Origin of the sequence: Herbaspirillum frisingense GSF30, from assembly GCF_000300975.2 — a bacterium.
In the GTDB taxonomy this organism is placed as follows: Bacteria; Pseudomonadota; Gammaproteobacteria; order Burkholderiales; family Burkholderiaceae_D; genus Herbaspirillum; species Herbaspirillum frisingense.
Genome location: NZ_AEEC02000047.1, coordinates 1 through 26232 on the forward strand (window position 1 = coordinate 1; position 26232 = coordinate 26232).

General features: G+C 64.3%; 23 protein-coding genes and 1 pseudogene. 12 read left to right on the top strand and 12 right to left on the bottom strand.

Features of this window, described 5'->3' with window-relative positions; all coding sequences use genetic code 11:
• Positions 1 to 782: thiamine pyrophosphate-binding protein (locus HFRIS_RS22015; protein ID WP_039876938.1), on the bottom strand; the 782-nt coding region annotated here is incomplete at its 3' end.
• A 206-nt stretch (positions 783 to 988) separates the two neighbouring features.
• Between HFRIS_RS22015 and HFRIS_RS22020 the strand changes: the two genes are divergently transcribed.
• Entirely contained in the window at positions 989 to 1903 is a 915-nt protein-coding gene (locus tag HFRIS_RS22020; protein WP_006465221.1) for a LysR family transcriptional regulator, read from the top strand.
• Between the two features lie 172 nt (positions 1904 to 2075).
• On the opposite strand, the gene HFRIS_RS22025 is transcribed toward HFRIS_RS22020, so the two are convergent.
• From HFRIS_RS22025 to HFRIS_RS22035, 3 genes are all read right to left on the bottom strand, one after another.
• The gene (locus HFRIS_RS22025) at positions 2076 to 2282 is read right to left on the bottom strand and encodes a hypothetical protein (protein WP_006465222.1); all 207 of its coding nucleotides are present in this window, start codon (positions 2280 to 2282) and stop codon (positions 2076 to 2078) included.
• A gap of 132 nt (positions 2283 to 2414) precedes the next feature.
• Positions 2415 to 3155: a transporter gene (locus HFRIS_RS22030; protein ID WP_006465223.1), complete on the bottom strand. Its 741-nt coding sequence runs from the start codon at positions 3153 to 3155 to the stop codon at positions 2415 to 2417.
• Between the two features lie 509 nt (positions 3156 to 3664).
• Entirely contained in the window at positions 3665 to 4606 is a 942-nt protein-coding gene (locus HFRIS_RS22035) for an HDOD domain-containing protein (RefSeq protein WP_006465224.1), read from the bottom strand.
• 361 nt (positions 4607 to 4967) lie between these two features.
• Here HFRIS_RS22035 and HFRIS_RS22040 point away from each other — a divergent pair, with 361 nt between their 5' ends.
• From HFRIS_RS22040 to HFRIS_RS22060, 5 genes are all read left to right on the top strand, one after another.
• Positions 4968 to 6029, top strand: coding sequence for a ligase-associated DNA damage response exonuclease (locus HFRIS_RS22040; protein WP_006465225.1), 1062 nt, complete (start codon positions 4968 to 4970; stop codon positions 6027 to 6029).
• The gene (locus HFRIS_RS22045; RefSeq protein WP_006465226.1) at positions 6022 to 7719 is read left to right on the top strand and encodes an ATP-dependent DNA ligase; all 1698 of its coding nucleotides are present in this window, start codon (positions 6022 to 6024) and stop codon (positions 7717 to 7719) included. The genes HFRIS_RS22040 and HFRIS_RS22045 overlap by 8 nt, the downstream gene beginning before the upstream one ends.
• Positions 7691 to 10297, top strand: a complete 2607-nt coding sequence (locus HFRIS_RS22050) for a ligase-associated DNA damage response DEXH box helicase (protein WP_006465227.1) — start codon at positions 7691 to 7693, stop codon at positions 10295 to 10297. The genes HFRIS_RS22045 and HFRIS_RS22050 overlap by 29 nt, the downstream gene beginning before the upstream one ends.
• A complete protein-coding gene (pdeM, locus tag HFRIS_RS22055) occupies positions 10297 to 10953 on the top strand; it encodes a ligase-associated DNA damage response endonuclease PdeM (RefSeq protein ID WP_006465228.1) in 657 nt (218 codons plus the stop codon). The genes HFRIS_RS22050 and pdeM overlap by 1 nt, the downstream gene beginning before the upstream one ends.
• 66 nt (positions 10954 to 11019) lie before the next feature.
• Complete coding sequence (locus HFRIS_RS22060; RefSeq protein WP_006465229.1) at positions 11020 to 11817, top strand: transporter substrate-binding domain-containing protein; 798 nt, start codon at positions 11020 to 11022, stop codon at positions 11815 to 11817.
• A 72-nt stretch (positions 11818 to 11889) separates the two neighbouring features.
• Here the strand turns inward: HFRIS_RS22060 and HFRIS_RS22065 are convergent, their stop codons facing one another.
• From HFRIS_RS22065 to ku, 4 genes are all read right to left on the bottom strand, one after another.
• Positions 11890 to 12906, bottom strand: a complete 1017-nt coding sequence (locus HFRIS_RS22065; protein ID WP_006465230.1) for a hypothetical protein — start codon at positions 12904 to 12906, stop codon at positions 11890 to 11892.
• 609 nt (positions 12907 to 13515) lie between these two features.
• On the bottom strand, positions 13516 to 14634 hold the full coding sequence (locus HFRIS_RS22070) for a nucleotide excision repair endonuclease (protein ID WP_006465231.1): 1119 nt from the start codon (positions 14632 to 14634) through the stop codon (positions 13516 to 13518).
• A gap of 181 nt (positions 14635 to 14815) precedes the next feature.
• Positions 14816 to 17470, bottom strand: coding sequence for a DNA ligase D (ligD, locus tag HFRIS_RS22075; protein WP_006465232.1), 2655 nt, complete (start codon positions 17468 to 17470; stop codon positions 14816 to 14818).
• On the bottom strand, positions 17467 to 18516 hold the full coding sequence (gene ku / locus HFRIS_RS22080; protein WP_006465233.1) for a non-homologous end joining protein Ku: 1050 nt from the start codon (positions 18514 to 18516) through the stop codon (positions 17467 to 17469). Before ku ends, ligD begins: the two co-directional genes overlap by 4 nt.
• 216 nt (positions 18517 to 18732) lie before the next feature.
• On the opposite strand from ku, the gene HFRIS_RS22085 reads away from it, so the two are divergent.
• The 4 genes and pseudogenes from HFRIS_RS22085 to HFRIS_RS22100 form a co-directional block, all read left to right on the top strand.
• Positions 18733 to 20427 (top strand): thiamine pyrophosphate-binding protein, encoded by a 1695-nt coding sequence (locus HFRIS_RS22085; protein ID WP_006465234.1) that lies wholly within the window; start codon positions 18733 to 18735, stop codon positions 20425 to 20427.
• 2 nt (positions 20428 to 20429) lie between these two features.
• On the top strand, positions 20430 to 20696 hold the full coding sequence (locus HFRIS_RS22090) for a hypothetical protein (protein ID WP_006465235.1): 267 nt from the start codon (positions 20430 to 20432) through the stop codon (positions 20694 to 20696).
• A gap of 256 nt (positions 20697 to 20952) precedes the next feature.
• Positions 20953 to 21165, top strand: a complete 213-nt coding sequence (locus tag HFRIS_RS22095; protein ID WP_006465236.1) for a hypothetical protein — start codon at positions 20953 to 20955, stop codon at positions 21163 to 21165.
• Positions 21166 to 21235: 70 nt separating this feature from the next.
• Positions 21236 to 21778, top strand: a pseudogene (locus tag HFRIS_RS22100) (type 1 glutamine amidotransferase domain-containing protein); the annotation flags it as partial.
• A 412-nt stretch (positions 21779 to 22190) separates the two neighbouring features.
• On the opposite strand, the gene HFRIS_RS22105 reads toward HFRIS_RS22100, so the two are convergent.
• The 3 genes from HFRIS_RS22105 to HFRIS_RS22115 all read right to left on the bottom strand — a co-directional run bounded on the left by HFRIS_RS22105 (position 22191) and on the right by HFRIS_RS22115 (position 23627).
• On the bottom strand, positions 22191 to 22430 hold the full coding sequence (locus HFRIS_RS22105) for a hypothetical protein (protein WP_006465238.1): 240 nt from the start codon (positions 22428 to 22430) through the stop codon (positions 22191 to 22193).
• A gap of 144 nt (positions 22431 to 22574) precedes the next feature.
• Positions 22575 to 23147, bottom strand: coding sequence for a DUF4142 domain-containing protein (locus HFRIS_RS22110; protein WP_006465239.1), 573 nt, complete (start codon positions 23145 to 23147; stop codon positions 22575 to 22577).
• Positions 23148 to 23339: 192 nt separating this feature from the next.
• Positions 23340 to 23627, bottom strand: a complete 288-nt coding sequence (locus HFRIS_RS22115) for a PQ-loop domain-containing transporter (protein ID WP_006465240.1) — start codon at positions 23625 to 23627, stop codon at positions 23340 to 23342.
• A 375-nt stretch (positions 23628 to 24002) separates the two neighbouring features.
• Between HFRIS_RS22115 and HFRIS_RS22120 the strand changes: the two genes are divergently transcribed.
• Positions 24003 to 24533 (top strand): CBS domain-containing protein, encoded by a 531-nt coding sequence (locus tag HFRIS_RS22120; RefSeq protein ID WP_006465241.1) that lies wholly within the window; start codon positions 24003 to 24005, stop codon positions 24531 to 24533.
• A 362-nt stretch (positions 24534 to 24895) separates the two neighbouring features.
• On the opposite strand, the gene HFRIS_RS22125 is transcribed toward HFRIS_RS22120, so the two are convergent.
• Complete coding sequence (locus HFRIS_RS22125; RefSeq protein ID WP_006465242.1) at positions 24896 to 25153, bottom strand: hypothetical protein; 258 nt, start codon at positions 25151 to 25153, stop codon at positions 24896 to 24898.
• A gap of 256 nt (positions 25154 to 25409) precedes the next feature.
• Between HFRIS_RS22125 and HFRIS_RS22130 the strand changes: the two genes are divergently transcribed.
• A complete protein-coding gene (locus HFRIS_RS22130; RefSeq protein WP_006465243.1) occupies positions 25410 to 26165 on the top strand; it encodes a YoaK family protein in 756 nt (251 codons plus the stop codon).
• The last annotated feature ends 67 nt before the right edge of the window (positions 26166 to 26232 follow it).

Below are 26232 nucleotides of genomic sequence, written 5' to 3' on the forward strand. Positions count from 1 at the left end.
TCGCGCATGGCCGGCAGGAAACCGGCAAACAGACTATGGTCTTCGGGGAAGCTGCAGCGCGAGGACATCGGTGCGACGAACACCCGTGCGTGACAGGACTCGGCCAGACGGATGGCCTCATCCCAGGCCCCGGCGCGGTCCAGTTCCGCACCGACCACCATGGCCGGGCGCCGGCTACTGCCCAGCGCGGCGGCCAGCGCTGCGATGGCACCCGCTTCGGGCCGGCTGCAGGTAGTGACTTCGGTGGCCGCGAGCAGCTCGGCCGGTTGCTCCCAGTCATCCACGGGTATGGAAACGAAGACCGGGCCCCGCGGCTCCTGCATGGCGATGTGATAGGCCCGCGCCAGCGCACGGGGAACGTCAGCCGCGCGCGCCGGTTCGATGCTCCACTTGACGTAGGGCTTGGCCAGTTCGGTTGCCTGCGAGGCCGCCAGGAACGGGTCCAAAGGCAGGATGGAGCGTGCCTGCTGGCCGGCGGTGATGATCAGCGGGGTACGGTTGCGAAATGCGGTGAAGATATTGCCCATGGCATTGCCGACCCCGGCCGCCGAATGCAGGTTGACCATGGCGGCCTTGCCACTGGCCTGGGCGTAGCCGTCGGCCATGCCGACCACCACGGCTTCCTGCAAGCCGAGGACGTAGCGGAAGTCGGCATGAAAGTCGCGGAACATCGGCAATTCGGTTGAGCCGGGATTGGCGAAGACGGCGCTCATGTCGAGTCGACGCATGAGGTCGAATACGGCATCACGCACGGTGATGGCGGGCAAGGGTGTCTCCTGCATACAGATCCTGTGTAAGGCCTCGTGGCTGGGCCGGGTGGATGATGGGAGGCAGTATGTAAGCTCGTGACGTCTTTGAAAATTGCCAAATTGGATAAAATTCATGACATTTGGTAATGTGTAGCTGACCTGTCGGTGAGTCATCGTGCTGCCCTCACCCACCCTATTCGCACTGTCCGCACTATCCGCGCTATCACCAGGAGACATCATTGAGTTTCAACCTGCAGCAGCTGGAAATGTTCAATGCCATCGTCGCTGCAGGGAGCCTGGGGCGCGCGGCCGCCGCCCTCGACCTGACCCAGCCGGCCTTGAGTCGCGCGATCAAACGTCTGGAAGAGTCCATCGGCGGGGCGCTCTTCGAGCGTCACACCAAGGGTATGCACCTGACACCGCTGGGCAAGGCGCTATTGCCGCACGCGATGTCGTTGCAGCGTGAAGCCCGGCAGGCCCGCGAAGAACTGGACGCCATCCGCGGCCTGGCAAAGGGTGTCATCAAGGTGGGTGCGGTGGGCAGCATTGCCAGTCTGGTGCTGCCACTGGCGGTGCGTGGGGTACTGGACAAGTGGCCCAACCTGCGGGTGGAGATCATGGAGGGGGTATGGGACCGTCTGGTCGAGGGCCTGCTCACGCATGAGATCGACTTGGCTCTCGGTACCTCCGGTGCCGAAAGCGATGGCGTGGCGGCCATCTCCGACTGTCGCTGGAGCGACCTGAGCTATGTGGTGGCCGGGCGCGACCATCCACTGCGTGAACGCGGCAAGATCAGCCTGGCCGATACCCTGACGCAGCGCTGGGCCCTGACACCCCGGGGTACGGGACCGTATTTGCACGTGAAGGAAACATTCGCCCAGGCCGGCTTGCCCATGCCCGAGATCGCTGTCGAATCGCGTTCGGTCACGGTGCTCAAGGGCCTGGTCGCGCGTTGTGGATTCGTGGGGTGGATGTCCGGTCCGATGTTCGATACCGAAAGCAAAGCGGGGGTGATCAATGCCCTTGCGGTAGAGGGCCTGAATGCCCCGCGCACGTTGACCGCATTCCGCAGGCGTCAAGGGATATTGCCGGCGCCGGCGATCCGCTTGCTCGATGAATTGCGGCATCTGACTGGTTCCCTGCCCTCCAGCTAGGGCCTGTTCGCACTAAATCTGTGAGTGCGAACAGGCCCTAGGCCCCACATCAAATGAAAACACCCTACAGCGTCACTGCCTGTAGGGTGGGTAATCATCTCTTCATCCCGATGACGCCGCTCACCTTGCGGCGCCGGCTTCATCGGCTTGCTAGCGGGATCGTGGCCCGGGATCAGACCCGGTAGATCTTCTCTCCGGTCTGGACGATCCTGAATTTCTCATTGGTCAGCGGGTCCAGCGCGCGACCATCGGCCAGCTTGTAGCTACGGCTGAACGCCAGTGCTGCGGCATCGGCTTCGTCCTGCTGAGTCTGATACACCTCTACGTGGTAAGGTGCGCCGGTCTTGCCCTTGGCATCGAATTTTTCCACCAGATCCATATGTCGTCTCCTTAGTCGTGGCCTTGCGCCAAGGACAAAGATAGCAGATTTGATCGTGCTTTCCAGCGCATTGCATGTTGCAGCGCACAGCAACGGCACGTGGGCTGGGCTGCAGCCCAGCGCGATCAACGATCAGTAATGCAAGGTCACCCCGACGCCGAACTGCCGCGTCACCTCGGCCTTGTTGAGCCCGAACTTGGCGCCGGCATCCAGATCGACCGTCTTGTTGGGCGACCAGATCACGCCCACCAGCGCATAGGAAGGCAGCTTGCGGCTGGATGCATCCGGGTTCTGGGCAACGCCGGTATCGGCCACCAGGCGCCATTGTTCATCCAGACCGTACCAGACTGCAGCCGAGGCGCGCCACAGGGTCTTGCGCTGGGACTGCTGGTCACTGTCGAGCTTGAAGCGGTTCACGCGCACACCCAGGTTGCCGTGCAAGGTCCAGGGGCCGGTTTCGTAGGACGCGATACCGGTCAGGGCGGCGCTGCTCTTGCCATTGCCCAGGCCCTTTTCTTCTTCGCCGCTGGGCATGAAGAATTCCGGCTTCAAGGCCAGCGCCAGGCCATCGGCCTCGTAATAGCGCCACTTGGCGCCCAGCGAGACGTCCCCCACACCCGTGCCGGTGGGCGACTGGAAGGTCTGCGGCAGGTTGAAGAACAGGTCCAGCTTGTCAGTGACGCCATAGGTGAAGGTGAAGGCGCCGACATGACTGGCGTCGCCGCTCTGTTTGCTCCAGTCGGTGTTCATTTCAAGCTGGATACCGCCGGCACCTTGCACACCGGCATCATCAGTGACCAGCGGGTGCGCGGCGAAGGCCGACTGGCTGGCCGCCAGCAACAGCCAGGAAAAGCTCAGGATTTTCTTGTTCATGGTGGACCCCATTTTTTGCTGTGATCAGTACGGCACTGCTACCCGGCCACCACGATGACACAGCCGCGCCCGTACGGACGTGACAGCGCACACCGCAGGCGGGGAGTACAGAGACGTGGTCGGAGCGAACCGAAGGGAAAGCGCGCCGTTGCATGTTCAGAACACGATACCAAAGGCGCAAGTCGCGCATTCCGAACAGAAAGAGCGCTGACAAGGCCTATTTGATGAATATGTCCTGATGGATGGCTGCGGTAAATGCCGTGGCTTTTACGGAAGGAACATCATCGGGCTGGCTTCAGCTGGCCTTGCAGGCGTCTGGAAGCGCGGTTCATGAACACCCGCCGTGTGATGCCAAGTGGCGATGGCCAGACTTCAGGGGCCAGGCCACAAGGCCGCAGCAGGCGAACTGCATTTCCAGAGCGAGGGGGATAGTACCATCGGCACCTGACAAATCAGCAACAAAAAGCTTCGATATTTGCTGACAAAATCTGCCCGCAACGAAACCTGGATCAGCCAGGTTGTTCGGTCGCGGCGGCCAGTGCCGAGCCGAGTTCGCGCAGCACCCGGGTGGGGATCTTGAGCATCGCACCCCACTCGCTCCAGTCCCAGGAGACGCGGGCGCAGAGGTATTCCAGGCTGGAACTGGGCAGTTCGAAACGCTCGCCCAGTTGCAGCAGGTGCGGCAGCAAGGCGGCGCGGGTGGCATCGTCTGCCACGCAGATATCGGCCACGCAGGCGGCCAGTTCCAGCAGGCGGATCAGGCGCTGCTGGCGGTCTTCCTCGTCCAGCCCGGTGCTATCGGCCGCCTCGTGGTGAAGGACGGTTTCGCAGAACAGCTTGGGGAACAGCCAGTCCTGCATCATTGCGGCGGCCAGTTCCAGGTGGTCGAAGCTGAAGGCCTGCTTCTCTTCCTGGCGCAGGGCGGCAGCGGCAGCATCCGTTCCGACGCCGCGCAGGATCTCGCCATAGCGCTTGGGACGCGCCGAGGCCAGCGCCAGCCGTCCGATATCCGCCAGCAGGCCGATGGTGAACATCTCCGCCGGCGGCGCGACCGGGATCAGGTCAGCCAGGGCCTGGCTGGCGCAGGCCATGGCGGTGGAACGGCTCCAGAAGGCGTCATAGTCGAACTCGGCACAATCGCCACGGCGCGCCGATTCGGTCAGGGAAATCGCCAGCGCCATCTGGCGCACGGCCTGCAGGCCCACCATCAACAGCAGGTCGACATTGACGGAAGCGACCATCCGCCCCTTGTTGAGGTTGGGGATATTGGCGATCTGGATCAGTCGCCCGGCCAGTACCGGGTCACCCTGGATCTGGGCCACCAGGTCAGGCAGGGCGATGTCTTCCTGCTGGCACATCTGCATGATCCGCAGACGCACCCCGGACGGGGCGGGCAAGACTTCGGAGTCCTGCAGTTCGCGGAAAATCAGGGGATCGACGTAGGTAGACATGAGGATTCGTGGGGTTCTCGGGTGATGAGCCTGGCGCAAGGCCAGATGCGATGACCACAAGGATACCCAATTAATGACCGTTGTGCGTTGCGCCATTGCAAACTCCACGCACAAGGAATGTCTCTTTTTTCATTCTCGCTGACAAGGCGGCAAGACGCACGCCGACATCCTGCACAAGCGCGTGCGGGTAAGCTGATCCGGTCCGGATTCAGCGGGCCACAGCGATGAATGCATCATAAAAACCTGAGGCAAAGCGAAGACAAGGACAAACAAGCACAGACAAAGCGGCTCAAAGCCGGTACAAGCATCCGGGCCCAGGCTGCACATTGAGCCCAAGCACAGCGCAAGGAAAAAAGCAGACATGGAAGACATGGTAGTGGTACGCAAGGAAGGCCTGTACTGCGTACCCGGCGATTTCTACATAGACCCGTGGCGACCGGTGGCGCGCGCCGTGATCACTCACGCCCATGCCGACCACGCCCGCATGGGTCATGCCCACTACCTGGCGGCCGCGCCCGGCGCCGGCATCCTGCGTGCCCGCCTGGGTGCGGACATCAACCTGCAGGCCCTGGACTACGAGGAAAGCATCACCCACAACGGCGTGCGCCTGTCGCTGCATCCGGCCGGCCACGTCCTGGGTTCGGCCCAATTGCGCATGGAGTGGCAGGGATGCATCTGGGTCGCCTCGGGCGACTACAAGCTCGAAGCCGACGGCACCTGCACCGCCTTCGCCCCGGTGCGCTGCCACACCTTCATCACCGAATCCACCTTCGGCATGCCCATCTACCGCTGGCAACCGCAGGCGGAGATTTTCGAGGACATCAACCGCTGGTGGCGCGCCAACGCCGCCGAGGGCCGGGCCAGCGTGCTGTTCTGCTACTCCTTCGGCAAGGCACAGCGCATCCTGCACGGCATCGACCCCGGCATCGGCCCCATCGTCTGCCACGGCGCGGTGGAACCCCTGAACCGGCTCTATCGCGAAGCCGGCGTCTTCCTGCCGCCGACCGCGACGGTCGGCGAAGCCGAAGCCACCAGGCGCGGCAAGTCCAACGCCTATGCCGGCAGCCTGATCATTGCCCCACCCTCGGCTGCCGGCTCACCCTGGATGCGCCGCTTCGGCGACTACAGCGATGCCTTCGCCAGCGGCTGGATGCGCCTGCGCGGCACCCGGCGGCGGCGCGGCGTGGACCGGGGCTTCGTGCTGTCGGATCATGCCGACTGGCCGGCCCTGCAGGAAGCGATTGCCGCCAGCAGCGCCGAACGGGTCATCGTCACCCACGGCCAGGTCGCCACCATGGTGCGCTGGTTGCGACAGAACGGTCTCGATGCCGGGGCCTTCACTACCGAATACGGCGACGAGGATGCCGACGACAGCAGCGCGGCGCCACCAGCCACTGCGCAGGAACAGCCCGGCCATGCGTGAATTCTCGCGGCTCTACGCCGAACTGGATGCCACCACCTCCACCACCCGCAAGCTGGCGGCCTTGCAGGACTACTTCCAGCGTGCCGATGCGGCCGACGCCGCCTGGGCGGTGTATTTCCTGGCCGGCGGCAAGCCCCGCCAGGCGGTACCGACCGGCCTGCTCAAGCAATGCGCAATGGCCTATGCGCAGATTGATGAGTGGCTCTTCGAGGAGTGCTATCACAGCGTGGGCGACCTGGCCGAAACCATTGCCCACATCCTGCCGCCACCGACCCGCACCAGCGACTTCGGTCTGGCCTACTGGATGCTGGAACGCATCGCCCCCCTGCGCGGTGCCGAACCGGAAGTGATCCGCAGCGCCCTCTTCGCGGCCTGGGATGAACTGGACTGGCAGGGCCGCTTCCTGCTCGCCAAGCTCATCGGTGGCGGCTTCCGGGTAGGCGTCTCGCGCCTGCTGGTCACCCGTGCGCTGGCTGCCGTCGCGCAGCTGGACCCCAAGCTGCTGGCCCAGCGCATGGTCGGCTGGACCGATGGCCGCGCCCGCCCCGACGCCGAGCGCTTCGCCCGCCTGATCGGCCCCGATGACGGCCAGGACCATCGCCTGCAGGGCGGCCAGCCCTACCCCTTCTTCCTGGCCCATCCGCTGATTGAACATCCGCGCCAACTGGGGCCAATCGATCAGTGGCAGATTGAATGGAAATACGACGGCATCCGCGCCCAGCTGGTGCGCCGGCACGGTAGCAACTGGCTGTGGTCACGGGGGGAAGAGCTGATCACCGAACGCTTCCCCGAACTGGCCGCGCTGGACCTGCCGGACGGTACCGTCATCGACGGCGAGATCGTGATCCGCCTGCCTGATTCAGGTCAGCAGGCCGAACGCGTGGCGCCCTTCGCCGACCTGCAAAAACGCATCGGTCGCAAGAATCTCACTGCAAGAATGCTGGGCGAGCTGCCCGCCGGACTGATCGCCTATGACCTGCTGGAGCAGGATGGGCATGATCTGCGCGGCCTGCCTCAGCAAGAACGCCGCGCCCGGCTGGAACAACTGGTCCAGCGCCACGCCGCACCGGCCCTGATGCTGGCGCCACAGATCGTGGCAGCGGACTGGGATGCGCTGGAACAACTGCGCGCCACTTCGCGCCAGCGTGGCGTGGAGGGCATGATGCTCAAGCAGGTCGATGCCCACTATGGCATCGGTCGTACCCGCAACGTCGGCACCTGGTGGAAGTGGAAGGTCGATCCCTATTCCATCGATGCCGTCCTGATCTATGCCCAGGCCGGTCACGGCCGGCGCGCCTCGCTCTACACCGACTACACCTTCGCGGTCTGGGACACTCCCGCTGAAGCCGGCGGCGAGCGCAAGCTGGTGCCCTTCGCCAAGGCCTATTCGGGCTTGACCGATGCCGAGATCGCGGTGGTCGACCAGACCATTCGCAAGACCACGATAGAAAAATTCGGACCGGTACGCAGTGTGCGGCCGTCCATGGTGTTCGAGATCGGCTTCGAGGGCATTGCCCTGTCCACGCGCCACAAGGCCGGCATTGCCGTGCGCTTCCCGCGCATCCTGCGCCAGCGCGTCGACAAGACCGTCGACCAGGCCGATACCCTGGACAACCTGCGCGCCCTGCTGCCGTCGTCCCCAGTCAACGAGAGCGAGGAAGATGCCCAGCCCGCCCAGCAAGACCACTAGCCAGCGCCCGCCCAGACGGCGCAGCGCCAGCCCGCCAAAGGCGGCGGTCATCCCTGCCGCCGTCGAGGACTGGTTCGCCCAGCGCCGCTGGGAGGTATTCGATTTCCAGCGCCAGGTCTGGCAAGCCGCGCAGCAGGGTCGCAACGGCCTGCTGCACGCCGGCACCGGTGCCGGCAAGACCTATGCGGTCTGGTTCGGTGCGCTGCTGCATGCCCAACCCGGCCTGGGTCGGACCGACGCGCCCACCACGACCCAGGGCTTGCGCATCCTGTGGATCACCCCCATGCGTGCCCTGGCGGCCGACACCCTGCGTGCCCTGCAAGCCCCGCTGGCCGATCTGCTGCCACACTGGCAAGCCGGCATGCGCACCGGCGACACCGGTTCCGGCGAGCGTGCGCGCCAGATGAAGTCCTTGCCGCAGGCCCTGGTGACCACGCCAGAAAGCCTGTCGCTGCTGCTGTCCCAGGCGGATGCCCGCCAGCGCTTCGGCAAGCTGGACGCGGTCATCGTCGACGAATGGCACGAGCTCATGGGCAACAAGCGCGGCGTGCAGGTGCAACTGGCCCTGGCGCGCTTGCGCCGCTGGCGGCCCGGGATGGTGGTGTGGGGATTGTCGGCTACTCTCGGCAACCTGGAGCAGTCGCAGCAGGCCCTGCTGGGTCCCGATGCCGCTGAACACGGCGTGCTGGTGCGCGGCGAACAGCGCAAGCGCATCCTCATCGATACCCTGCTGCCGCCGCAGGCCACGCGCTTCGCCTGGGCCGGGCACCTGGGCCTGCAGATGCTGCCGGCGGTGGTGACCGAGATCGATGCCAGCGGCAGTACCCTGGTCTTCACCAATACCCGCTCCCAGGCCGAGCTGTGGTACCAGAACCTGCTGGAGGCCCGCCCCGACTGGGCCGGCATCATCGCCTTACACCATGGCTCACTTGATCGCGAAGTCCGTGAATGGGTGGAACAAGGCCTGCGCGACGGCCGCCTCAAGGCCGTGGTCTGCACCTCCAGCCTGGACCTGGGGGTGGACTTCACCCCGGTGGAGCGGGTACTGCAGATCGGCAGCCCGCGCGGCGTGGCGCGACTGCTGCAGCGGGCCGGCCGCTCCGGCCATTCGCCGGGTCGCAGTTCGCGCGCCACCCTGGTGCCGACCAACAGCCTGGAACTGGTGGAAGCCGCCGCCGCCCAGGATGCCGTCGCTGCCGGCCGGGTGGAACAGCGCCCGGTGCCGGACACGCCTCTGGACGTACTGGTACAGCATCTGGTGACCATCGCCCTGGGCGGTGGTTTCCGTGCCGATGAGCTGCTGGCTGAAGTGCGCCAGGCCTGGTCCTACCGCCATCTGCGCGAGGATCAATGGCAGTGGGCGCTGGACTTCGTGGTGCGTGGCGGCCAGAGCCTGGGCGCCTATCCGGAATATCACCGCGTGCGGGCCGGCGAGGATGGGGTCTATCGGGTCGAGCTGCCGGCCATCGCGCGCCGCCACCGCATGAACATCGGCACCATCGTCGCCGATGCCAGCCTGCATGTGCAGTACATGAAGGGGGGACGCATCGGCACCATCGAAGAAGGTTTCATCGCCCGCCTGCGACCGGGCGATCGCTTCCTCTTCGGCGGGCGCGTGCTGGAGTTCGTGCGCGTGCACGAGATGACCGCCTGGGTCCGCCGCAGCAGTGCCGGCAGCGGTGCCGTGCCGCGCTGGCAAGGCGGCCGCATGCCCTTGTCCTCGACCCTGGCGCACGCCGTGCTGGATCGCCTGGAGCAAGCCGCGCAAGGCCACTTCGACGGTCCCGAGATGCAGGCCGTGCGGCCGCTGCTGGCGCTGCAACACGCCTGGTCGGCCCTGCCCACGGCACAGCGGCTGGTGGTGGAGACGCTCAAGAGCCGCGAAGGACATCACCTCTTCTTCTATCCCTTTGCCGGCCGCCTGGTGCACATGGGCCTGGCCTCGCTGCTGGCCTGGCGCCTCAGCAGGCAGCGTGCCGCGACCTTCTCCATCGCCGTCAACGATTACGGGTTCGAATTGCTGGGCGCGGACAAGGTCGAAGTGCACCGCCTGGAACCGCAGCAGGCCCTGGCCCTGTTCAGCGAAGAGCGGCTGCTGGAGGACGTCCTGGCCAGCCTGAATGCCACCGAGCTGTCACAACGGCGCTTCCGTGAAATCGCCCGCATCGCCGGGCTGGTATCGCAGGGGCATCCCGGGCAGCGCAAGAGCGCACGCCAGCTGCAGGCATCGTCGGCCCTGTTCTTCGAGGTCTTCCGCAAGCACGACGCCGGCAACCTCTTGCTGACCCAGGCCCAGCGCGAAGTATTGGAACAGGAGCTGGAACTGGAACGGCTGCGCAGCACCCTGGCCGAACTGCGCGAACGCACGCTCACGCTGGTGTCACTGGAGCGGGCCACGCCGTTTGCCTTGCCGCTGATGGTGGAGCGCTTCCGCGAAAAACTCTCGACCGAAAAGCTGGCCGACCGCGTGGCGCGCATGCTGCGCGAGCTGGAAGGTGCCGCCGACAAGACCAGCGCCCAGGCCAGGCCACAGCCGCGAGCGCGTCCCCGCTCCAGCCCCCGCAACCAGACAGGATGATGAGCCCATACCCCAGCTTCGACGCCGCCGGCGCGACCCTGACCATGCTGCCCGAACGCGCCCTGCTCTGGCGCGAGCGCGCCATGCTGATCCTGGCCGATGTCCACTTCGGCAAGGCTGCTGCCTTCCGCGCCGGAGGCATTCCGGTCCCGCACGGCACCACCCGGGCCAACCTGGACCTGATCGATGCGCTGGTGCAGCGGCATGCGGTGCGCCATGTGGTGTTCCTGGGTGACTTCCTGCACGCACGCGCCGGGCGGGTGGCAGGCACCCTGCAGGCACTGGCCCGCTGGCGCAGTTGCAATGCCGGTCTCAGCCTCACGCTGGTGCGCGGCAACCATGACCACCATGCCGGTGATCCGCCCGAAGCACTGGCGATGGAGATCGTGGACGAACCCTGGCGGGTCGGTCCCCTGGCGTTCTGCCATCACCCCCAGACGGTCGACGGCGCCTTTGCCATCGTCGGCCATGTGCATCCGGTCTACCGGCTCGCTGCCGCAGGCGACGCCTTGCGCCTGCCCTGTTTCGTGGTGGATGGCCAATGGGCCATGTTGCCGGCTTTCGGCGACTTTACCGGGGGCTATCGTATACATGCCCAACCCGGGCAGCGCATTTTTCTTGCTGCAGACGATTGCGTGTTGCCCTTACCTGACTGAACCTTGCTGCGATGTGACGTATCATCGGCCGCGCAATGACACGTCCATTACAAGGAGAATCCGGAGATGAAATTCAAGACTAGCCTGCTGGCCCTGACGTTCGGCCTGACTGCACTTAGCTCCGTCGCCGCGCAAGCCGACGGCCTGGCCGCCATCCACAAGGCCGGCGTGGTGCGCATCGGCGTACCGCAGGACTTTGCTCCCTTCGGCTCGATCGACGGTGACATGCACCTGCAAGGCCTGGATATCGACGTCGCCCGACTCATCGCCGACAAGATGGGCGTGAGGGTGCAACTGGTACCGGTGGCCAGTGCCAACCGCATTGCCTACCTGCAGACCCACAAGACCGACCTGATCATTTCAACCCTGGGCAAGAATTCGGATCGCGAAAAAGTGATCGATTTTTCACAGCCCTATGCGCCCTACAACAACAGCGTGTTCGGCGTGGCCAGCATCAAGGTCAGCAACGCCGCCGACCTGGCCGGCAAGACTATCGGCGTGGCGCGTGGCACCTTCCAGGATCTGCAGCTGACCCTGAGCGCACCCACCAGCGCCAACATCAAGCGTTACGAGGACAACAATGCCCTCATCTCCGCCTATACCTCCGGTCAGATCCAGCTGGTCGGCACCGGTGACTTCGTGGCCCATGCGCTGGCCGAACGGGTGGCCGACAACAAGCCCGTGCTGAAGTACATCATCCAGGAGTCGGCCTGCGCCGTCGGCCTGAACAAGGGCGAGCCGGCACTGCTCAACAAGGTCAACGAGATCCTGACCGCGGCCAAGAAGAGCGGCGAGCTCAACGGCATCGTCCAGAAGTGGCTCAGCGTGCCGCTACCGGAGAAGATGGCCAACACCTACCATTGACACCCACGACACTCGAAAAAAGCAAAAAACGGCGGGATTCCCGCCGTTTTTCATGGCAACGCCGGATCGGCATCAGAACTTCGAGGACACCGCCAGACCCCACTTGCGCTCCGCATCGCCGGTATCGGGCAGCAGGCCATTGGAATAATCCAGGCTCAGACCGACGTTCTGGTTGAAGTTGTAGGTCAGTACCGACTTCCAGTAATGGATGCTGCGGTCTCCCTGCAATGCCTTCAGGCCGGTAAAGGTCGTGGTGAAATCGAAGGGCAGCGCCGGATTGGTCGAGGACAGCGTGAACCCCGCCTGCGCGCCCAGGCGGATGAAGTCGCGATGCTGGTCATACACATCCGGGTCACCGCGATTGATGTAGATACCGTTACGGCTCTGGCCTATCAGGATGGGCTTGAACGCCAGGCCATTGCCCCAGCGCAGGAAATCATTGAGCCCGCCCGGCCGCACCGGCGTGAGAGTGAAGTTGACCGTCAGCAGGCGGCTGCCATCGGTGTTGTTGACCAGGTAGTCGGGACGCGCGGTCAGGTCTTCGGTATTGGCCGTATCGGCATGGGCGAAGTGGAAGGCCGACAGCATCCCGACCTGGGTGGTACGCGTGGTGGTGACGTCGCGATTGCCGGCATCATAAGTGGTCACACGGTTCTGCTTGAAACCGACATAGGGCACCGCCTCATAGGTACTGCCCGGCTCGCCCATGGGGCGCTTGTCCAGCGAATAACCGGTGTAGACCACCACATCATTGGTCCGCGACTGCGCCACGTCGTCATTGGCCAGCGCCAGCCGGGCACGGTCCACCGAGGCAAAGCCGGCCTTGTCGCGGTGATCGATGGAGAGCTGGTCAGGATTGCCGCGCACGCGCACGTGATCCATCCAGCCGGCCTGTTGCGCGCCAGCCGGTGCCGACGTTGCCGATGTTGCCGGCGTGGCCGGACCGGCCGCCGGCGTGGCAGCACCACCCGCCGCCGTTGGCGCCACCCCCATGGCCAGGGCGGAGCCGGCATAGGCCAGGGCGGGCGTGGCCTGGGCAGTGGTGCAGCGCAGCCCCGCCCGGTTGTTGTCGCGGAAAAAGGCGGCCACATCACACTGCGGCCGCTTGGCTTGATCTGGGGGTCCTTGCCATCCAGCAGTCGTTGCACTTCTTCGGCCATGTGATCGACGTTGCAGCTATCCCCCTGACAGGCCTGTCCAGTGGCTTTTTCTGCGGCGCGCTTCTGCAGCAGCCAGGCCACCAGCGCCCGTGGCGAGGACAGCGGTGCGGGCTCCTTGCCCACCGACAGATAGGCCGTGCTGACCGGATAGGTGCGGATCAGGCTGGCGGCCAGTTGATCCTTGTCCAGTGTCAGGTCGTTGCGGCACAGGCCGGTAAGCTCGGCCGCCTGGGCCAGCGAGAGGGAGACAGGCGCGGCCAGCACCAGGGTGGCCGCATAGCGTGGGAGTCGTCGTCGCATGGAGTGGAAGGAATGAGCAGTCAAGGGATTGGGAGAACGGACAGAACGGGGAGAACGAGAAAACAGGGGCAGTGCGGCACCAGAAAAGAACGACTGCACCGCGCAAGGAAAACGGAAGAAAGCTTCCAGCAGCGTGGGACCGGCTGGAACGGACGCCGAGCGCCCGGGAATTGCCGAGAAGTACCAAAGATGATCGGGAATGACCCGAGAATCACCAGCGAGTGCCAGGCCCGCCGCTTCAGCCGGCCGACAGCGGCAGTCCCGGCAGCGGGCGCAGGTCCAGCTGGCCCAGCAGGTAGGGCTGGATCACCAGCTTGTAGCTGTCCAGGTCAAAACCCTTGAGGCTGGCCGCCGGACGGGCCGGCAGTTGGCGGTGGTCGCGATCCAGCGAACCCAGGTAGCGCCAGTGATCGATCACATGCACCTGCTGCCAGCCCTCGCCCTGTTCGACGATGCCCATCGGGCCGGCATACGGCCAGGGCAGGATGCGCAGGTCTTCCAGCGCCTGCATCAGGCGCTGCTGGTGCTGCTCGGTGGATTCCTCGCCGGTGCAGGCGCCGCGGCAGCGACGGATCTGGCGACCGAAACAGGCCATGCCGAAACCGCCCGGCTGCTCCAGCCCGGTGACGATGGAACACAGGCCATGGCCCTGCACCAGCTTGTGCAACGCTTCCTGCGCCGCCCGTTCGCTGGTGAAGATGCCGAACAGGTTTTCGGCGCGGCTGAATTCCCGCTCGGCCACCTGCGTGACCTGTGGCTGGCCTTCCGCGCTCAGGCGCAGGGTGAACAGGCCGCGCTTGCTGCGTTGCTTCTTGTTGTGAGCCGGGCGCAGGTCGCGCAGCAGAGAATTTTCCAGCAGGGCCGCGCCCAGTTCACCGGCCGTGCGGCGACACTCGATGCGACGGGTCTGGCCGATCAGGAACTGCTCTTCATGGTTGTGCAGATGCGCCAGCACGCGGCTGCGCAGGTTGACGCTACGCCCCACGTACAACGGAGCATCGTCCACGCCACGGAAGATGTAGACGCCGCAGGCATTGGGCAAGGCCTCGATGCTGGCACGCTCGATATGCAGGGGATAGCTGAAGGTCGCCGCCCGATGCGCTGCCGGCTGGGGCGCATTGAAGGTGGCCAGCGGATGACCGGGCGCCCCCATGCCGCGCTGTCCTTCCTGGGCCAGCAGACGCTCCACCAGTGCCGTCGGCAGCTTGCGCGGCGCGGTACCGCCCGGCGCCACGGCGCTCGCGTGGGGCATCAGGGAAGGCATGGCGGCCTGCAGGGGACGGGTGAAAAGCTGGGTCAGCGAAGTGCGGTGGCTGAGGGTATTCATGGCGTGGGCCAATTCCTTCTTGGTATTCATGGCACGTCTGGACGTGCTCTACGGGTTTTGCAGAAGGCCCGGATGCACCAAGCCTTGAAGTTAAAGTGGATTATGAAGTTGGCCCGCCGCGCCCACAGTCGGCAGGAAGATGAAGATCGTGTAGGACATTGCCGCCCTGCCCAGCTTGGCGGCCACAGCGCCGCCACCGCGCGAACCCGATTCAGACGGGCTCGAAGGCGTCCAGCATGGCCTTGCTCAGCCGCTGCCTGGCCTTGCCGAAACCGGCCCAGGGATCATGGTCCTGGAGGTCCTTGAGCCGCTGCGGCATGGTGGCGACCTTGAAATGATCGGCCGTGATGCCCTGTTCCAGCTCTTCCCAGGTGATCGGCACCGACACCGGTGCCCCCGCCCGGGCGCGTACCGAATAGGCGACCACGGTGGTCGCTCCCGGGGCATTGCGCAGGTAATCGATGAAAATCCTGCCCTGACGCGCCGCCTTGCTCATGCGGGCAATGAAACGGTCCGGCAGCACCCGGGCCAGATGGGCGGCCACCCGGTGCGCCCAGTCCTTGACCACGTCCCAGCGATGATCAGGACGGATCGGCACCATCACATGCAGGCCCTTGCCCCCGGAGGTCTTCAGGTAACACGCCAGGCCTATCTCCTGCAGCAGGCCGCGCACCAGCTGCGCACCCTCCACTACCGCAGCCCAGGGCAGGTCCGGCGCGGGATCAAGGTCGAACACCACCCGGTCCGGTTTGTCCAGCGCACGGCCGGTGGCGCCCCAGGCATGCAGTTCGAGCACGCCCATCTGCACCGTCGCCACCAGGCCGGCAACATCGTTGACCATCATGTACCGGGCGCTGCCCTCGCCTTCCGGGACCTCGATGGCGTCAATCGCCTCGGGCATCCCCTGACCGATGTGCTTCTGGAAGAAGCATTTGCCGCCCTGCCCGTCCGGACAGCGCACCAGCGACAAGGGCCGTTGCTTCAGTTCAGGCAGGATGAACCCGGCCACGCTCTGGTAGTAGCGGGCCAGCTCCAGCTTGGTCAGGCCGGTATCGGGGAAGAGGATCTTGCCAGGATGCGTCAACTTCACCCCTGCGACCGTCACGGGTCGGGAGAGATCCGCCTTGCTCGCAGCTTTGCTGCCACCGGCCTTATCGTTATTACCGCTCTCATCGCCCTCTTCGCCCTCATCGCCTCCATCGGCCGGCTGCGCCAGCGCTTGCTCCGTCTCGCGCACGATGTCACGGGCCTGCTTGTCTTCCCGCAGCGCCAGGAAACTGCCGTGCCGCAGAATCCCCGAGCGGGTCCACTGCGCGAACCTGACCTCGGCCACCAGCTTGGGGGCCAGCCAATGTACGCCGCGCCGTTGCTGCCCCGTCGGCGGGTTGACGAAGGCCGGCTGGTCCTGCTCCAGCTTGCGGAACTGCCTCAACAGCTGCTCCAGCAGGTGATCATCGAAACCGGTGCCGACCCGCCCGGCATACTGCAACTGTCCCTTGTCGTCATGGACGCCCACCAGAATGGCACCGAATCCGCTGCGCTGGCCAGCCGGCTCGGTATAGCCGGCGATCACGAATTCCTGGCGATGCTCGCACTTGAGCTTGAGCCAGTTGCGGTCGCGACGTCCGGTATAGGGGGCATCGGCGCGCTTGACCACGATGCCCTCCATGCCATGCTGGCAGGCGTGCTGGAACACCTCATCGGTATGGCCGACGATGTGCTCGCTGTAGAGCAGCAGTCCGTCTTCATCCGCGCCGGGAATCAGGGTGCGCAGCAATTCCTTGCGCTGCAAGAGCGGAACCTCCCGCAGGTCGTGACCATTCAGGAACAGCAGATCGAAGGCATACAGCGCCAGCCGGATGCCATTGGCCTGCTGCCGGTCGCCGCGCGCCAGGGTCTGCAAGGCCTCGAAGCTGATCCGCCCGTTCTCGTCCAGCGCCACCACTTCGCCGTCGATCCAGGCGTCGTCCACCGGCAGTCGTTCCAGGGCCTTGACCAGGATCGGCCAGCGATGGCTCCAGTCCAGACCTTCGCGGGTGAAGATGGCAGCCCGACCGGCGTCGATGCGGCACAGGCCGCGATAGCCATCGAACTTTAGTTCGCTGAGCCATTCATCACCCTGCGGCGCCTGATCGACCAGCGTCGCCAGTTGCGCATCCATGGTATCCGGCAGCTTGCTTGGGCGTGGCTGGGCGTCTGCTGCCTCTGCGCGGGATGGTGGCTGCCTGGAGGACTTGGATGCTTTCTTCGGCCGGGCCGCTCGCTGGCTTTCCTGCCCTTTGTCACCTGCGCCAGCCTCGTCACCACGATCCTTGACGCTTTCCGGCCGCAATTCGGTGATCGCGGCTGCCTTGCCGCTGCGGGCGGCATCGTCATCGTCCTTGATGAGCAACCAGTTTTCCTTGCCATCGGCCGCCGGCTTGCCCATGCGGACTAGCGCCCAGCGACCCTGCAGCTTGTCGCCCTGGAGTTCGAAACTGAGATGGCCCTTCTTCAGGCCGGCGTGCACGTCGCCCTGCGGCAGCCACTGGCCGCGGTCCCACAGCACCACATGGCCTGCGCCGTACTGATGTTCAGGGATGTCGCCTTCGAAAGTGCCATAGTCCAGCGGATGGTCTTCCACCCGCACGGCCAGCCGCTTGTCATGCGGATCCAGGCTCGGTCCCTTGGGAACGGCCCAGCTCTTGAGTACGCCATCCAGTTCCAGACGGAAGTCGTAGTGCAGGCGCCGTGCATGGTGGCGCTGGATGAAGAAGTGCAAGCCGCCCTCGGCCGCCCGGGCTGACCGGCGGCCTTTGCCGGAGGGCTCCGGAGTGAGCGTGAAGTCGCGCTTGGCATGATAGCGATCCAGGGACGAAGCACTCATGCCTGTGCCCTCCGCGAGGTGCCGCTGCTTTTGGCGCTTTTACGGCTTTTGCTGCTGCTCTTGGCGCTCGTGGTGCCAGCGGCGGCCTTGGTGCCATTGCGGGTGCTGCTACGCTTGGCAGCAGGCTTGCGGTCAGCCAGCTTGTGGACTTTGGCGCCCTGGGTCGGCTTATCTTGGTCCTCTTCCTTTCCCTCTTCTTCATCCACATCGCCGCGACCGCTCTTGCGCGCCTTGGCCGACGCCTTGCCGCGCCCGTCCAGACTGCTCTTGAGCAGCGCCATCAGGTCCACCACCTTGGCCCCGCTGCTGGCGGGCGCGGCGGCTTCGTCGGGTTCGGCAACCTCATGGGTCTGCCGGCTCTTGATCTTCTTCTTGATCAGGCCCAGCACGTCGTCGCGATAGGTGTCGTGGAACTGCTCGGGCTCCCACTCGGCGGACATGTGATCCACCAGGGCGCGTGCCATCTCCACCTCCTGCCGGGTCACCGCCGCCTTCTTCGACTTGCGCGACGGCACCGGCAGGTCGTCCGGTGCGCGCAATTCGCTGGGGTAGCGCAAGGTGATCAGTTGCAGCATGTCGCCCTGCGGAATGAGGGCGGCCAGGTGCTGGCGGGTGCGGATGACGATCTGGGCAATGGCCATCTTGTCGCTGGCCAGCAGGGTCTCGCGCAGCAGCGCATAGGCCTTGTCGCCCCCCTTGGCCGGGGCCAGGAAGTAAGGTTGCTCGTAATACAGGATGGGGACCTGCTCGCGCTCCACGAAGCTCTGGATGTCGATGCTCTGGGTCGCCTCCACATTGGCGCGGCGCAGGTCTTCGTCGGACATGAGGACGAATTTGCCGTCCTCGTATTCATAGCCCTTGATGATGTTTTCCCACGGCACTTCACGGCCGGATTTCTTGTTGTAGCGCTTGTAGCCCACCGGTGACAGATCACGCTTGTCCAGCAGCGTGAAGTCCAGTTCATCGTGCTTCTCGGCGGTATAGAGTTCGACCGGGATATTGATCAGCCCGAAGCTGATCGCCCCCTTCCATAGTGCGCGTCGCATCGCTTCCTCCACAGTCTTGCTGATGCGCCAATTATGCGAGCCCGGCCCCGCTGCCGCAGTCGGCCGGCGGATGAAGCCGGCGTAGGAATGTGCCGCAGCCGCGCGCCGTTCCGCCCTTCTCCACCTTCTCCTACACGGATTTACCGGATAGACCGATACAGCCGCGCCGGATGGCGTCTTACCCTTGAACGACTCATCCTCGTCCATGGAGCCGACATGTCCGCCACCGTTGCAGAAATCCTCATCGACACCCTGTACCAGATCGGGGTGCGCCAGATCTTCGGCGTCGTCGGTGACGCCCTGAATCCCCTCACCGACGCCATCCGTCGCGACAAGCGCATCGAATGGGTAGGCGTGCGCCACGAAGAAGGTGCGGCCCTGGCCGCCGCCGGCCAGGCCAAGCTGACCGGCCGCCTGGCGGTCTGCTGCGGTACCACCGGCCCAGGCGCCAACCACCTGGTGGCGGGCCTGTATGAAGCCCGCAAGGACCACGCCCCGGTCCTGGCCATCTCCGGCGGCGTGCCAGCCGCGCGTCGAGGTACCGATTATCTGCAGGAAAATTCACCCGACCTGCTCTTTCGTGACGTCGCGGCCTACAGTCAGATCGTCACCAGTGCCGACCAGGCGCCTGCAGTCTTCCACCAGGCGATTGCCCAGGCCTACGCCCAACGCGGCGTAGCCCACCTGAACCTGCCGGCCGACATCATCGGTGCCCGTACCTCCAATACCGTCCCCAGCCTGCACACCCTGCGCGAGCGCGCCGAACTGGCGCCGCCGCCGTCCGACATCCAGGCCGCCGCTGAACTGATCAACGCTGCCAGCTCGGTCGCCATCTTTGCCGGCAATGGCTGCCGGGGTGCCATCGACCAGGTGCTGGCCCTGGCCAGCAAGTTGCAGGCACCGGTGATGCACACCTTCCGCGGCAAAGACCTGATGGCCTACGACCACCCGCACTGGATCGGCGGGGTCGGCCTGATCGGCGGCGCGCCGGGCACTGATGCGCTGCAGGCCGCCGATCTCATGCTGATGCTGGGATCGGACTACCCCTACTCGGAATTCCTGCCCACCAAGTCCAAGGTGATCCAGATCGACGAACGCGGCTTCGTCCTCGGCCGGCGGGCGCCGGTCACGCTGGGCATCACCGGCTCGGTCGGTCCCAGCGTGCGGGCGCTGCTGGAAAAGGTCGAGGGCAAGACCGATGGCAGTTTCCTGCAGAAGGTCAATGGCGAGCGCGAACGCTGGAACGCCAAGCTCGACAGCGCCGCCGACATCAAGCGTCAGCACAAGAAGATCAAGCCCCAGAGCCTGGCCCGAGCGCTGAGCGACCTGGCCGACGACGATGCGACCTTCGTGGTCGATACCGGCGTGGTGACGCTATGGTGTGGCAACTGGATCCGCCAGCGCGGGCAGCAGCGCATCCTGGCCTCCTTCAACAATGCCGCCGTCGGCACCTCGCTGGGCCAGGCCAACGGCATCCAGGCGCTGGATCGCCAGCGGCAGGTCGTGGTGGCGGTGGGCGACGGTGGCTTCACCATGTTGATGGGCGAGTTCATGACCAGTGTGGAGCACAAGCTGCCCTTGAAGGTGGTGGTCTTCAACAACCGCGAATGGGGCCTGGTCCACCTGGAAATGGAAGAAGCCGGCATGCCCGCCTTCGAGGGTTCGGAATTCCCCAATGCCGATTTCGCCGCCTTCGCGCGCGCCTGCGGCGGCCAGGGCTTCAGCGCCCGCACCCCCGACGAGCTGCAGGAGAGCCTGCAGCAGCTGCTGGCCGCGCCCGGCCCGGCGGTGCTGGATGTCTTCATCGATCCGTCCGAATTGCCGGTCATGCCGCACATCAAGATGGAACAGATATGGCGCTTTGGCCTGGCCAAGGTGCGCGAGAGCCTGATCGCCATGAAAGGAGGCTGAACATGGAAAGCCAGACGAGCATTGAGCAGCAACGCGAGGACTATGCCCGCGAATTGAAACGACGCTTCGAGGACTACAAGCAGTGGGCCATGACCCACTGGCCGGTCGCCGAGCAGCCGCTGGATGATGCCGCCTTCGTAGCCTCCGAGCGTGAACTGGAATTGCTGACCGGCAGCAGGCTGCACCCCGGGCGTCAACCCGATGCGATTCCTGCCGGTGGCCAGCAACAGGCACAGTTCGAGGATGTGACGCCGGCGCCATGGCCATGAATGGTGCCATCGGAGCCGCATAAAGGCGCATAAAGGCACATAGAGGCGCATTACTGCAGCATTGCCTGCATTCTTACGCAGGCTTGCGCCGCTGGCTTATACCGCAGCCCGGGACGGCACAGTAAGCTGAGTTTCACCGGTCGCATCGGTTGCACACCGTTTGACCGATGCGTCGATCCGATCAGGTCTGCAAGAGATCTGCAAAAGGTCCGCATACATCTCGAAGACTGATATTTCAAAGTTAAAGGAGGTCATCATGAGCGCAAGCAAACAGAACAAGGATCATCGTCCCAACCAGTACGACACCCCTTCGGAAGTCGCGCTGGACGAAGCCAACGAGATGAGCTTCCCGGGCAGTGACCCGGTGGCCACCTCCAACATCACGCGCATCGAAAAGGCGCCCGAGATGGACAAGGCCAGCAACGATCACCAGAACCGCAACAAGGTTCGCCAGAACACCCCGGACTGATCCGTCATCCGCCCCCAACGAGGGCGGCCGGTGCATGCCGGCCGCCCTTTTTCCATCAGGGAGATTGAACATGAGCAATCGCTATCAACAATTGAAGGTCGCGGTCCTGGTGACCGACGGTTTTGAGCAGGCCGAACTGCTGGAGCCGAAAAAGGCGCTGGAAGCCGCCGGTGCCACCGTGCACATCCTCTCCGACAAGACCGACAGCGTGCAGGGCTTCAAGCATGTCGACAAGGGAGAATCGGTGTCCGTGGACGGTAGCCTGGATACGGCCCGCCCCGAGGACTACTCCGCCGTGCTGCTGCCTGGTGGTGTCGTCAACGGCGACGCCATGCGCCTGCTGCCGCAGGCCCGCAATTTCATCCGCGCTGCCAATGATGCGGAAAAGCCCATCGCCTCCATCTGCCACGGCGGCTGGCTGCTGATCTCGGCCGGCATCGCCAAGGGCCGCACCGTCACCAGCTGGCCCAGCCTGCAGGACGACTTCAAGAATGCCGGCAGCCAGTGGGTGGACCAGGAAGTGGTACGTGACGAAAACTTCGTCTCCTCCCGCAAACCCACCGACATTCCGGCCTTCAACAATGAATTCATGAAGCTGCTGGATGAGCAGCAACGTCGCGAGCAGGGCCAGCAGCCTGACGCAACGGGCGGCGAGCCGGCATTGACCGAAGCCGGTGGCGAGGCTGACACCACCAAGCCGCGTCTGTCGGAAAAAGGCAGTGCCCCGGCCGCTCCGCCCAGCCATGAAAACGAGGCCTTTGCCGTGGCCCATGGCCAGTCGCCGCAAAGCGATGGCTGATCGGGTCTGAACCATCGGGCTGCATACGGCTTCATACGGAAAGAGGGGTGATCCCCTCTTTTTTGCTTTTTACTTCGTAGTTTTTTCTGCAGACCTGAAGACTTGAAACCTGTAAGCGGAAGCTTGCGGCGAAAACGCAAATGCCGTCCGCAACCTGCGTTACGGACGGCAACTACATCATCGGGACAGCTGTTACACCCCCGACATCACGTCAATGCATCAGCCCCTACGCTGCCCCAGGGCGGCGCATGGCTTGTTCCAGCAATGCCAGGGCGACCTTCTCGGCTTCCTTGCGCTTCTTGCAGATACGTACCGGCTGACCCTTCAGGTCGTGCAGGTCCATGTGCCAGAGGTGATCGATGCGGGTATCGAGATAGGCGACGTACTTGTGCTTGTCCAGCTTGGTCACGCGCGGCATGAAGTGACCGGCTTGCTGCTGTTCAACAGATTTGGCGAAGTGTTTCATGGCAAGTCTCCTCGGCACGGTGGCGAGATGGGACGTCATGACGGGCGGGGCAAGGCTGCTATCAGCATAGTCGATGAGGGCGGCAGCGAAAGGGCTTTTTGCCTTTTCACGGGGCCGCCCCATCATGGACAGGGGCGGACGGCCTTATTTCTTGGCGGCATCCACCTTGCTCTTCAGGTCGCGGCCCATCTTCAGATGATCCTTGAGCCCCGGCAGGGTCTTGGCGGCAAAATTCTTCACATCCGGGTCATCGGCCGAGGTAGAGGACTTCTGGAACAGCTTGACCGCATCCTCATGGGCCGACACCCCGATCATGCTGGCGTAGCGCTTGTCGAAGGTGTTGCCGGACAGCTTTTCGAGGATGGCGATCTTGGCGCGCTGGGCCATGCTCGGTTCGGTAGGCAGGGTGACATCCTTGCTGGAAGCCAACTGCTTGAGCTCGTCGCCGACGGTGCCATGCTGGTCAATCATCTTCTGCGCGAAATCCTTGACGGCCGGATTGCTGCTCTTTTCCAGCGCGACCGTGCTGGCCGCGATTTCGGCATTGCCGGCCTCGGCGGCCTTGGTCATGAAGCTCTTGTCCTTGCTGGTGACGGTTTCGGCCGAGGCGCTCAAGGCCAGCGTGGCGCCGGCAATGAACAATGCGCCCGCGCCCAGCAGGCGGCGGGTGCGGTGGCGGGTCATCAGATCCGAAGAGGCGAAGGGAATGGAACGCATGGCGATACTCCTTGTGGTTATGGTTGAGCTAAAGAAGGCGAGCCCGCGATGCCCTGCGTGGCATGTCATGCAAATACTGTAGTAAGGATGGCGTCTGCCTTGCATCAGACAGCGCCAATGAAACCTGTAGGAATCGATGAGCGCGAGGGAAGCATCCATGCGGCAGGAGGGCGAGCTGTCAGCTTGGCCGCCTCAGGCCTGCTCCTGCGACCGCTGGCGACGACGATTGCGCAGGTACAGGATCTGCCCCAGCAGTGCCGTCCCCAGCAGGAAGACATTGGACACCACGAACACCCAGTCGCCCTGCAGCAGACTGTAGGTCACGAAACCGGCCGAGGCCGCCAGTTGCCCGGCAAACAGCCAGTGCGAAACGCCCTGGGTGGAACGACTGCGCCACTGCTCATAGACCTGCGAGGAAATGGTCAGCAGCAGGATCAGGGTGGCGCCCCAGCCGATGAGGTCGGTAATGTGATCGGACATGATGGTTTGGTGGGAGCCCGTACAGCCCCGGGAAGCGGTCGATGCAGCGATGGTGAAGCAGCCAGGCCAGCCATGCAGTCGGCCGGCCTCGCAAGCCACTGTAGGAAGAGTCCGCGGATGGCCGGTGATGCGGCGGCACGTCGGTGCATTCGCGCAGCCCTGCGCGAATCTGCCGACCCGACAATGGGGCGATGTGGCATTGCGGCATGGGTGCGGCTTGCTTAGGCTGGAAGAATAGTGGCAGTGGATATCAGTGGATATGACGGTCGCCTGCCTGGTGGCCTGAAGAAAACTGCACAAGTTACACAAGTCAATTTCGCTCTTCCGCTTTCGAGACTTTTCCCACCCTTTTCCATTCTTTCCCAGGAGGTCAACATGCACGCTACCCGCACCATCGCCGACGTCATGACACGTGGCGCCCATACCTTGAGCCCTGACGATTCCGTGATCCATGCCGCCCAGGCCATGGAAGCCCTTGATGTCGGCGCCCTCCCCGTCTGCGATGCACAGCGCAGGCTGGTGGGTCTGGTCACCGACCGCGACATCGTCCTGCGCGCCGTCGCGCCCAATCGCCTGACCGAGACCATGCCCCTGACCGAAGTGATGAGCCATGATGTCCTGTGGTGTTACGAGGATGAACCGGTGGACGATGTCCTGGACGATATGGTGCAGCGCCAGATCCGCCGCCTGCCCGTCATGGATCGCGAGCGCAATCTGGTGGGCATGGTCAGCCTGGGCGACGTCGCCGCCAAGACGCAGAATCGCGGTGTGGGCGAGGCATTGGCGGAGATATCGCTGCCCGCAGCCCCCACCCGTGGCAGCATCGATCCAGCGTCCGAGAATGGCTATGCCCTGCCGGAAGTCAGGGACGGTGATCTGAGCGAGGTCAATCTGGGCCGAAGCTAGGCCTGGCGCGGGTGTCGGGCAGGAGCGACAACTTGGCGTGTAGGTTTTTTCCTACGCATCAATCGGGTACTGTCCGATCTTCTTTTTTGCGGTGCATCGCTACTATGCATTCCAACGAACTCGAAACCGAGGACCCGAATTCCGGCAAGAACGTCCCCCTCCGTCTTGTCATGAACACTGTCCATCCCCCATCGGTTTATCCCCACGAGTCGTTTTCATAAGCAGAAATTCTCCGAAGATTCCCCCGATCCTCGGCGTCTTATATCCCTCCCCCTCAGGCCGCCTCCCCCAGGCGGCCATTTTTTTGCCTGCGGGATTTGCGGCCTTTGGCCGCCTTTGCCGATTGCCGCCCCTCCTCGCCTCTAAATTCCGCCCTGTCTCGCTTGAGCCCCGTGTTCCCGTTGTACGGCGATGTAGTCCAGCGCATCGGCATAGGCCGCATCGCTGTTGCTGCGCAGCGCTTCGCAGACGTGGGTGGACGCCGGGTCCTGGCCATTGGCGCCGATCAGGACGATACCGCGAAATCCGCCGCCTTCGGCCTGCTGTACGCCTGGCTGCAGCACAGGCGTACGCAACTCGTCGAGCTTGTCGCCGCCTGGAATATCGATGGGGATGCTCATGGAAGGCTCCTGAAAAAGTGAAAGTTTGGAAGAGATTCCCGGGGCGGCAAGCTGATGCAGGTCAGCCATCGGTGCATCGGCCACCGCCTTCGGCCAAGAAGAAGTATTCTTGTCAGGATAAAAAACGCTGAAGGAAAAGACAGCAAGAAGCCGCCGGGGATCTGCGTAGGAAGGGGCGAAGATGAGTTCGCCCGGCGCTGGCCTGAGGTCGATGCGGTCTGTTTCCTGATGCGTGTGCTTTTACCCTGGAACCGTCATGCCCATCGAATACCTGCGCCGTCTCACCAGTCCGGCGCGCACCGACCTGTCCAATCGCCACCTGGGCCGTTCACTGGCCTTCATCGCCGGTGCCGTCAATGCCGGTGGCTTCCTGGCGGTCGGACAATACACCTCGCACATGTCGGGCATCGTCTCCTCCCTGGCCGACAACCTGGTCCTGGGCGAGACCTTGCTGCTGGTCTCGGGCGCCAGCGCGCTGCTGTCCTTCCTGCTGGGGGCCGCCTGCTCGGCGGTGATGATCAACTGGGCCAGGCGCCGCGGCCTGCACAGCGAATACGCCATGCCCCTGATGCTGGAGGCCATGCTGCTGCTGTGTTTCGGCATCCTGGGCAGCAATCTGGAGAACCATCGGCTGCTGTTCGTGCCGGTCACGGTGGCGCTGCTGTGTTTCGTGATGGGCTTGCAGAACGCCATGATCAGCAAGATTTCCCGCTCCGAAATCCGTACCACTCACGTGACCGGCCTGGTTACCGACATCGGCATCGAGATCGGCAAGATGTGCTACTGGACCCTGGCCCCGCGCCAGCCCGGCGAATTACACCAGGAAGACCCGGTCCCCGGAGCGCGCCGCAAGTTCATGCTGCTTTCCTCCCTGTTGCTGATGTTCTTCGTGGGGGGCGTGGTAGGTGCGCTCGGATTCAAGGCCGTGGGCTTTGTGGCGACCATGCCGCTGGCGGCGGGATTGTTCGTGTTGGCGCTGGTGCCGATGATGGATGACCTGGCACGTTCCTGAAGGCGTATAAGTGCCCTGACAAAACTGGAAAATTAAAGAATTTCGATAAGAACCATGATTTGGCGTG

Excerpts from the sequence above, each read along its gene's own strand:
- HFRIS_RS22025 (WP_006465222.1), bottom strand. The coding sequence starts at position 2,282 with ATGGATCTGGTGGAAAAATTCGATGCCAAGGGCAAGACCGGCGCACCT.
- HFRIS_RS22030 (WP_006465223.1), bottom strand. The coding sequence starts at position 3,155 with ATGAACAAGAAAATCCTGAGCTTTTCCTGGCTGTTGCTGGCGGCCAGC.
- HFRIS_RS22035 (WP_006465224.1), bottom strand. The coding sequence starts at position 4,606 with ATGTCTACCTACGTCGATCCCCTGATTTTCCGCGAACTGCAGGACTCC.
- HFRIS_RS22040 (WP_006465225.1), top strand. The coding sequence starts at position 4,968 with ATGGAAGACATGGTAGTGGTACGCAAGGAAGGCCTGTACTGCGTACCC.
- HFRIS_RS22045 (WP_006465226.1), top strand. The coding sequence starts at position 6,022 with ATGCGTGAATTCTCGCGGCTCTACGCCGAACTGGATGCCACCACCTCC.
- HFRIS_RS22050 (WP_006465227.1), top strand. The coding sequence starts at position 7,691 with ATGCCCAGCCCGCCCAGCAAGACCACTAGCCAGCGCCCGCCCAGACGG.
- pdeM (WP_006465228.1), top strand. The coding sequence starts at position 10,297 with ATGAGCCCATACCCCAGCTTCGACGCCGCCGGCGCGACCCTGACCATG.
- HFRIS_RS22060 (WP_006465229.1), top strand. The coding sequence starts at position 11,020 with ATGAAATTCAAGACTAGCCTGCTGGCCCTGACGTTCGGCCTGACTGCA.
- HFRIS_RS22070 (WP_006465231.1), bottom strand. The coding sequence starts at position 14,634 with ATGAATACCAAGAAGGAATTGGCCCACGCCATGAATACCCTCAGCCAC.
- ligD (WP_006465232.1), bottom strand. The coding sequence starts at position 17,470 with ATGAGTGCTTCGTCCCTGGATCGCTATCATGCCAAGCGCGACTTCACG.
- ku (WP_006465233.1), bottom strand. The coding sequence starts at position 18,516 with ATGCGACGCGCACTATGGAAGGGGGCGATCAGCTTCGGGCTGATCAAT.
- HFRIS_RS22085 (WP_006465234.1), top strand. The coding sequence starts at position 18,733 with ATGTCCGCCACCGTTGCAGAAATCCTCATCGACACCCTGTACCAGATC.
- HFRIS_RS22090 (WP_006465235.1), top strand. The coding sequence starts at position 20,430 with ATGGAAAGCCAGACGAGCATTGAGCAGCAACGCGAGGACTATGCCCGC.
- HFRIS_RS22095 (WP_006465236.1), top strand. The coding sequence starts at position 20,953 with ATGAGCGCAAGCAAACAGAACAAGGATCATCGTCCCAACCAGTACGAC.
- HFRIS_RS22105 (WP_006465238.1), bottom strand. The coding sequence starts at position 22,430 with ATGAAACACTTCGCCAAATCTGTTGAACAGCAGCAAGCCGGTCACTTC.
- HFRIS_RS22110 (WP_006465239.1), bottom strand. The coding sequence starts at position 23,147 with ATGCGTTCCATTCCCTTCGCCTCTTCGGATCTGATGACCCGCCACCGC.
- HFRIS_RS22115 (WP_006465240.1), bottom strand. The coding sequence starts at position 23,627 with ATGTCCGATCACATTACCGACCTCATCGGCTGGGGCGCCACCCTGATC.
- HFRIS_RS22120 (WP_006465241.1), top strand. The coding sequence starts at position 24,003 with ATGCACGCTACCCGCACCATCGCCGACGTCATGACACGTGGCGCCCAT.
- HFRIS_RS22125 (WP_006465242.1), bottom strand. The coding sequence starts at position 25,153 with ATGAGCATCCCCATCGATATTCCAGGCGGCGACAAGCTCGACGAGTTG.
- HFRIS_RS22130 (WP_006465243.1), top strand. The coding sequence starts at position 25,410 with ATGCCCATCGAATACCTGCGCCGTCTCACCAGTCCGGCGCGCACCGAC.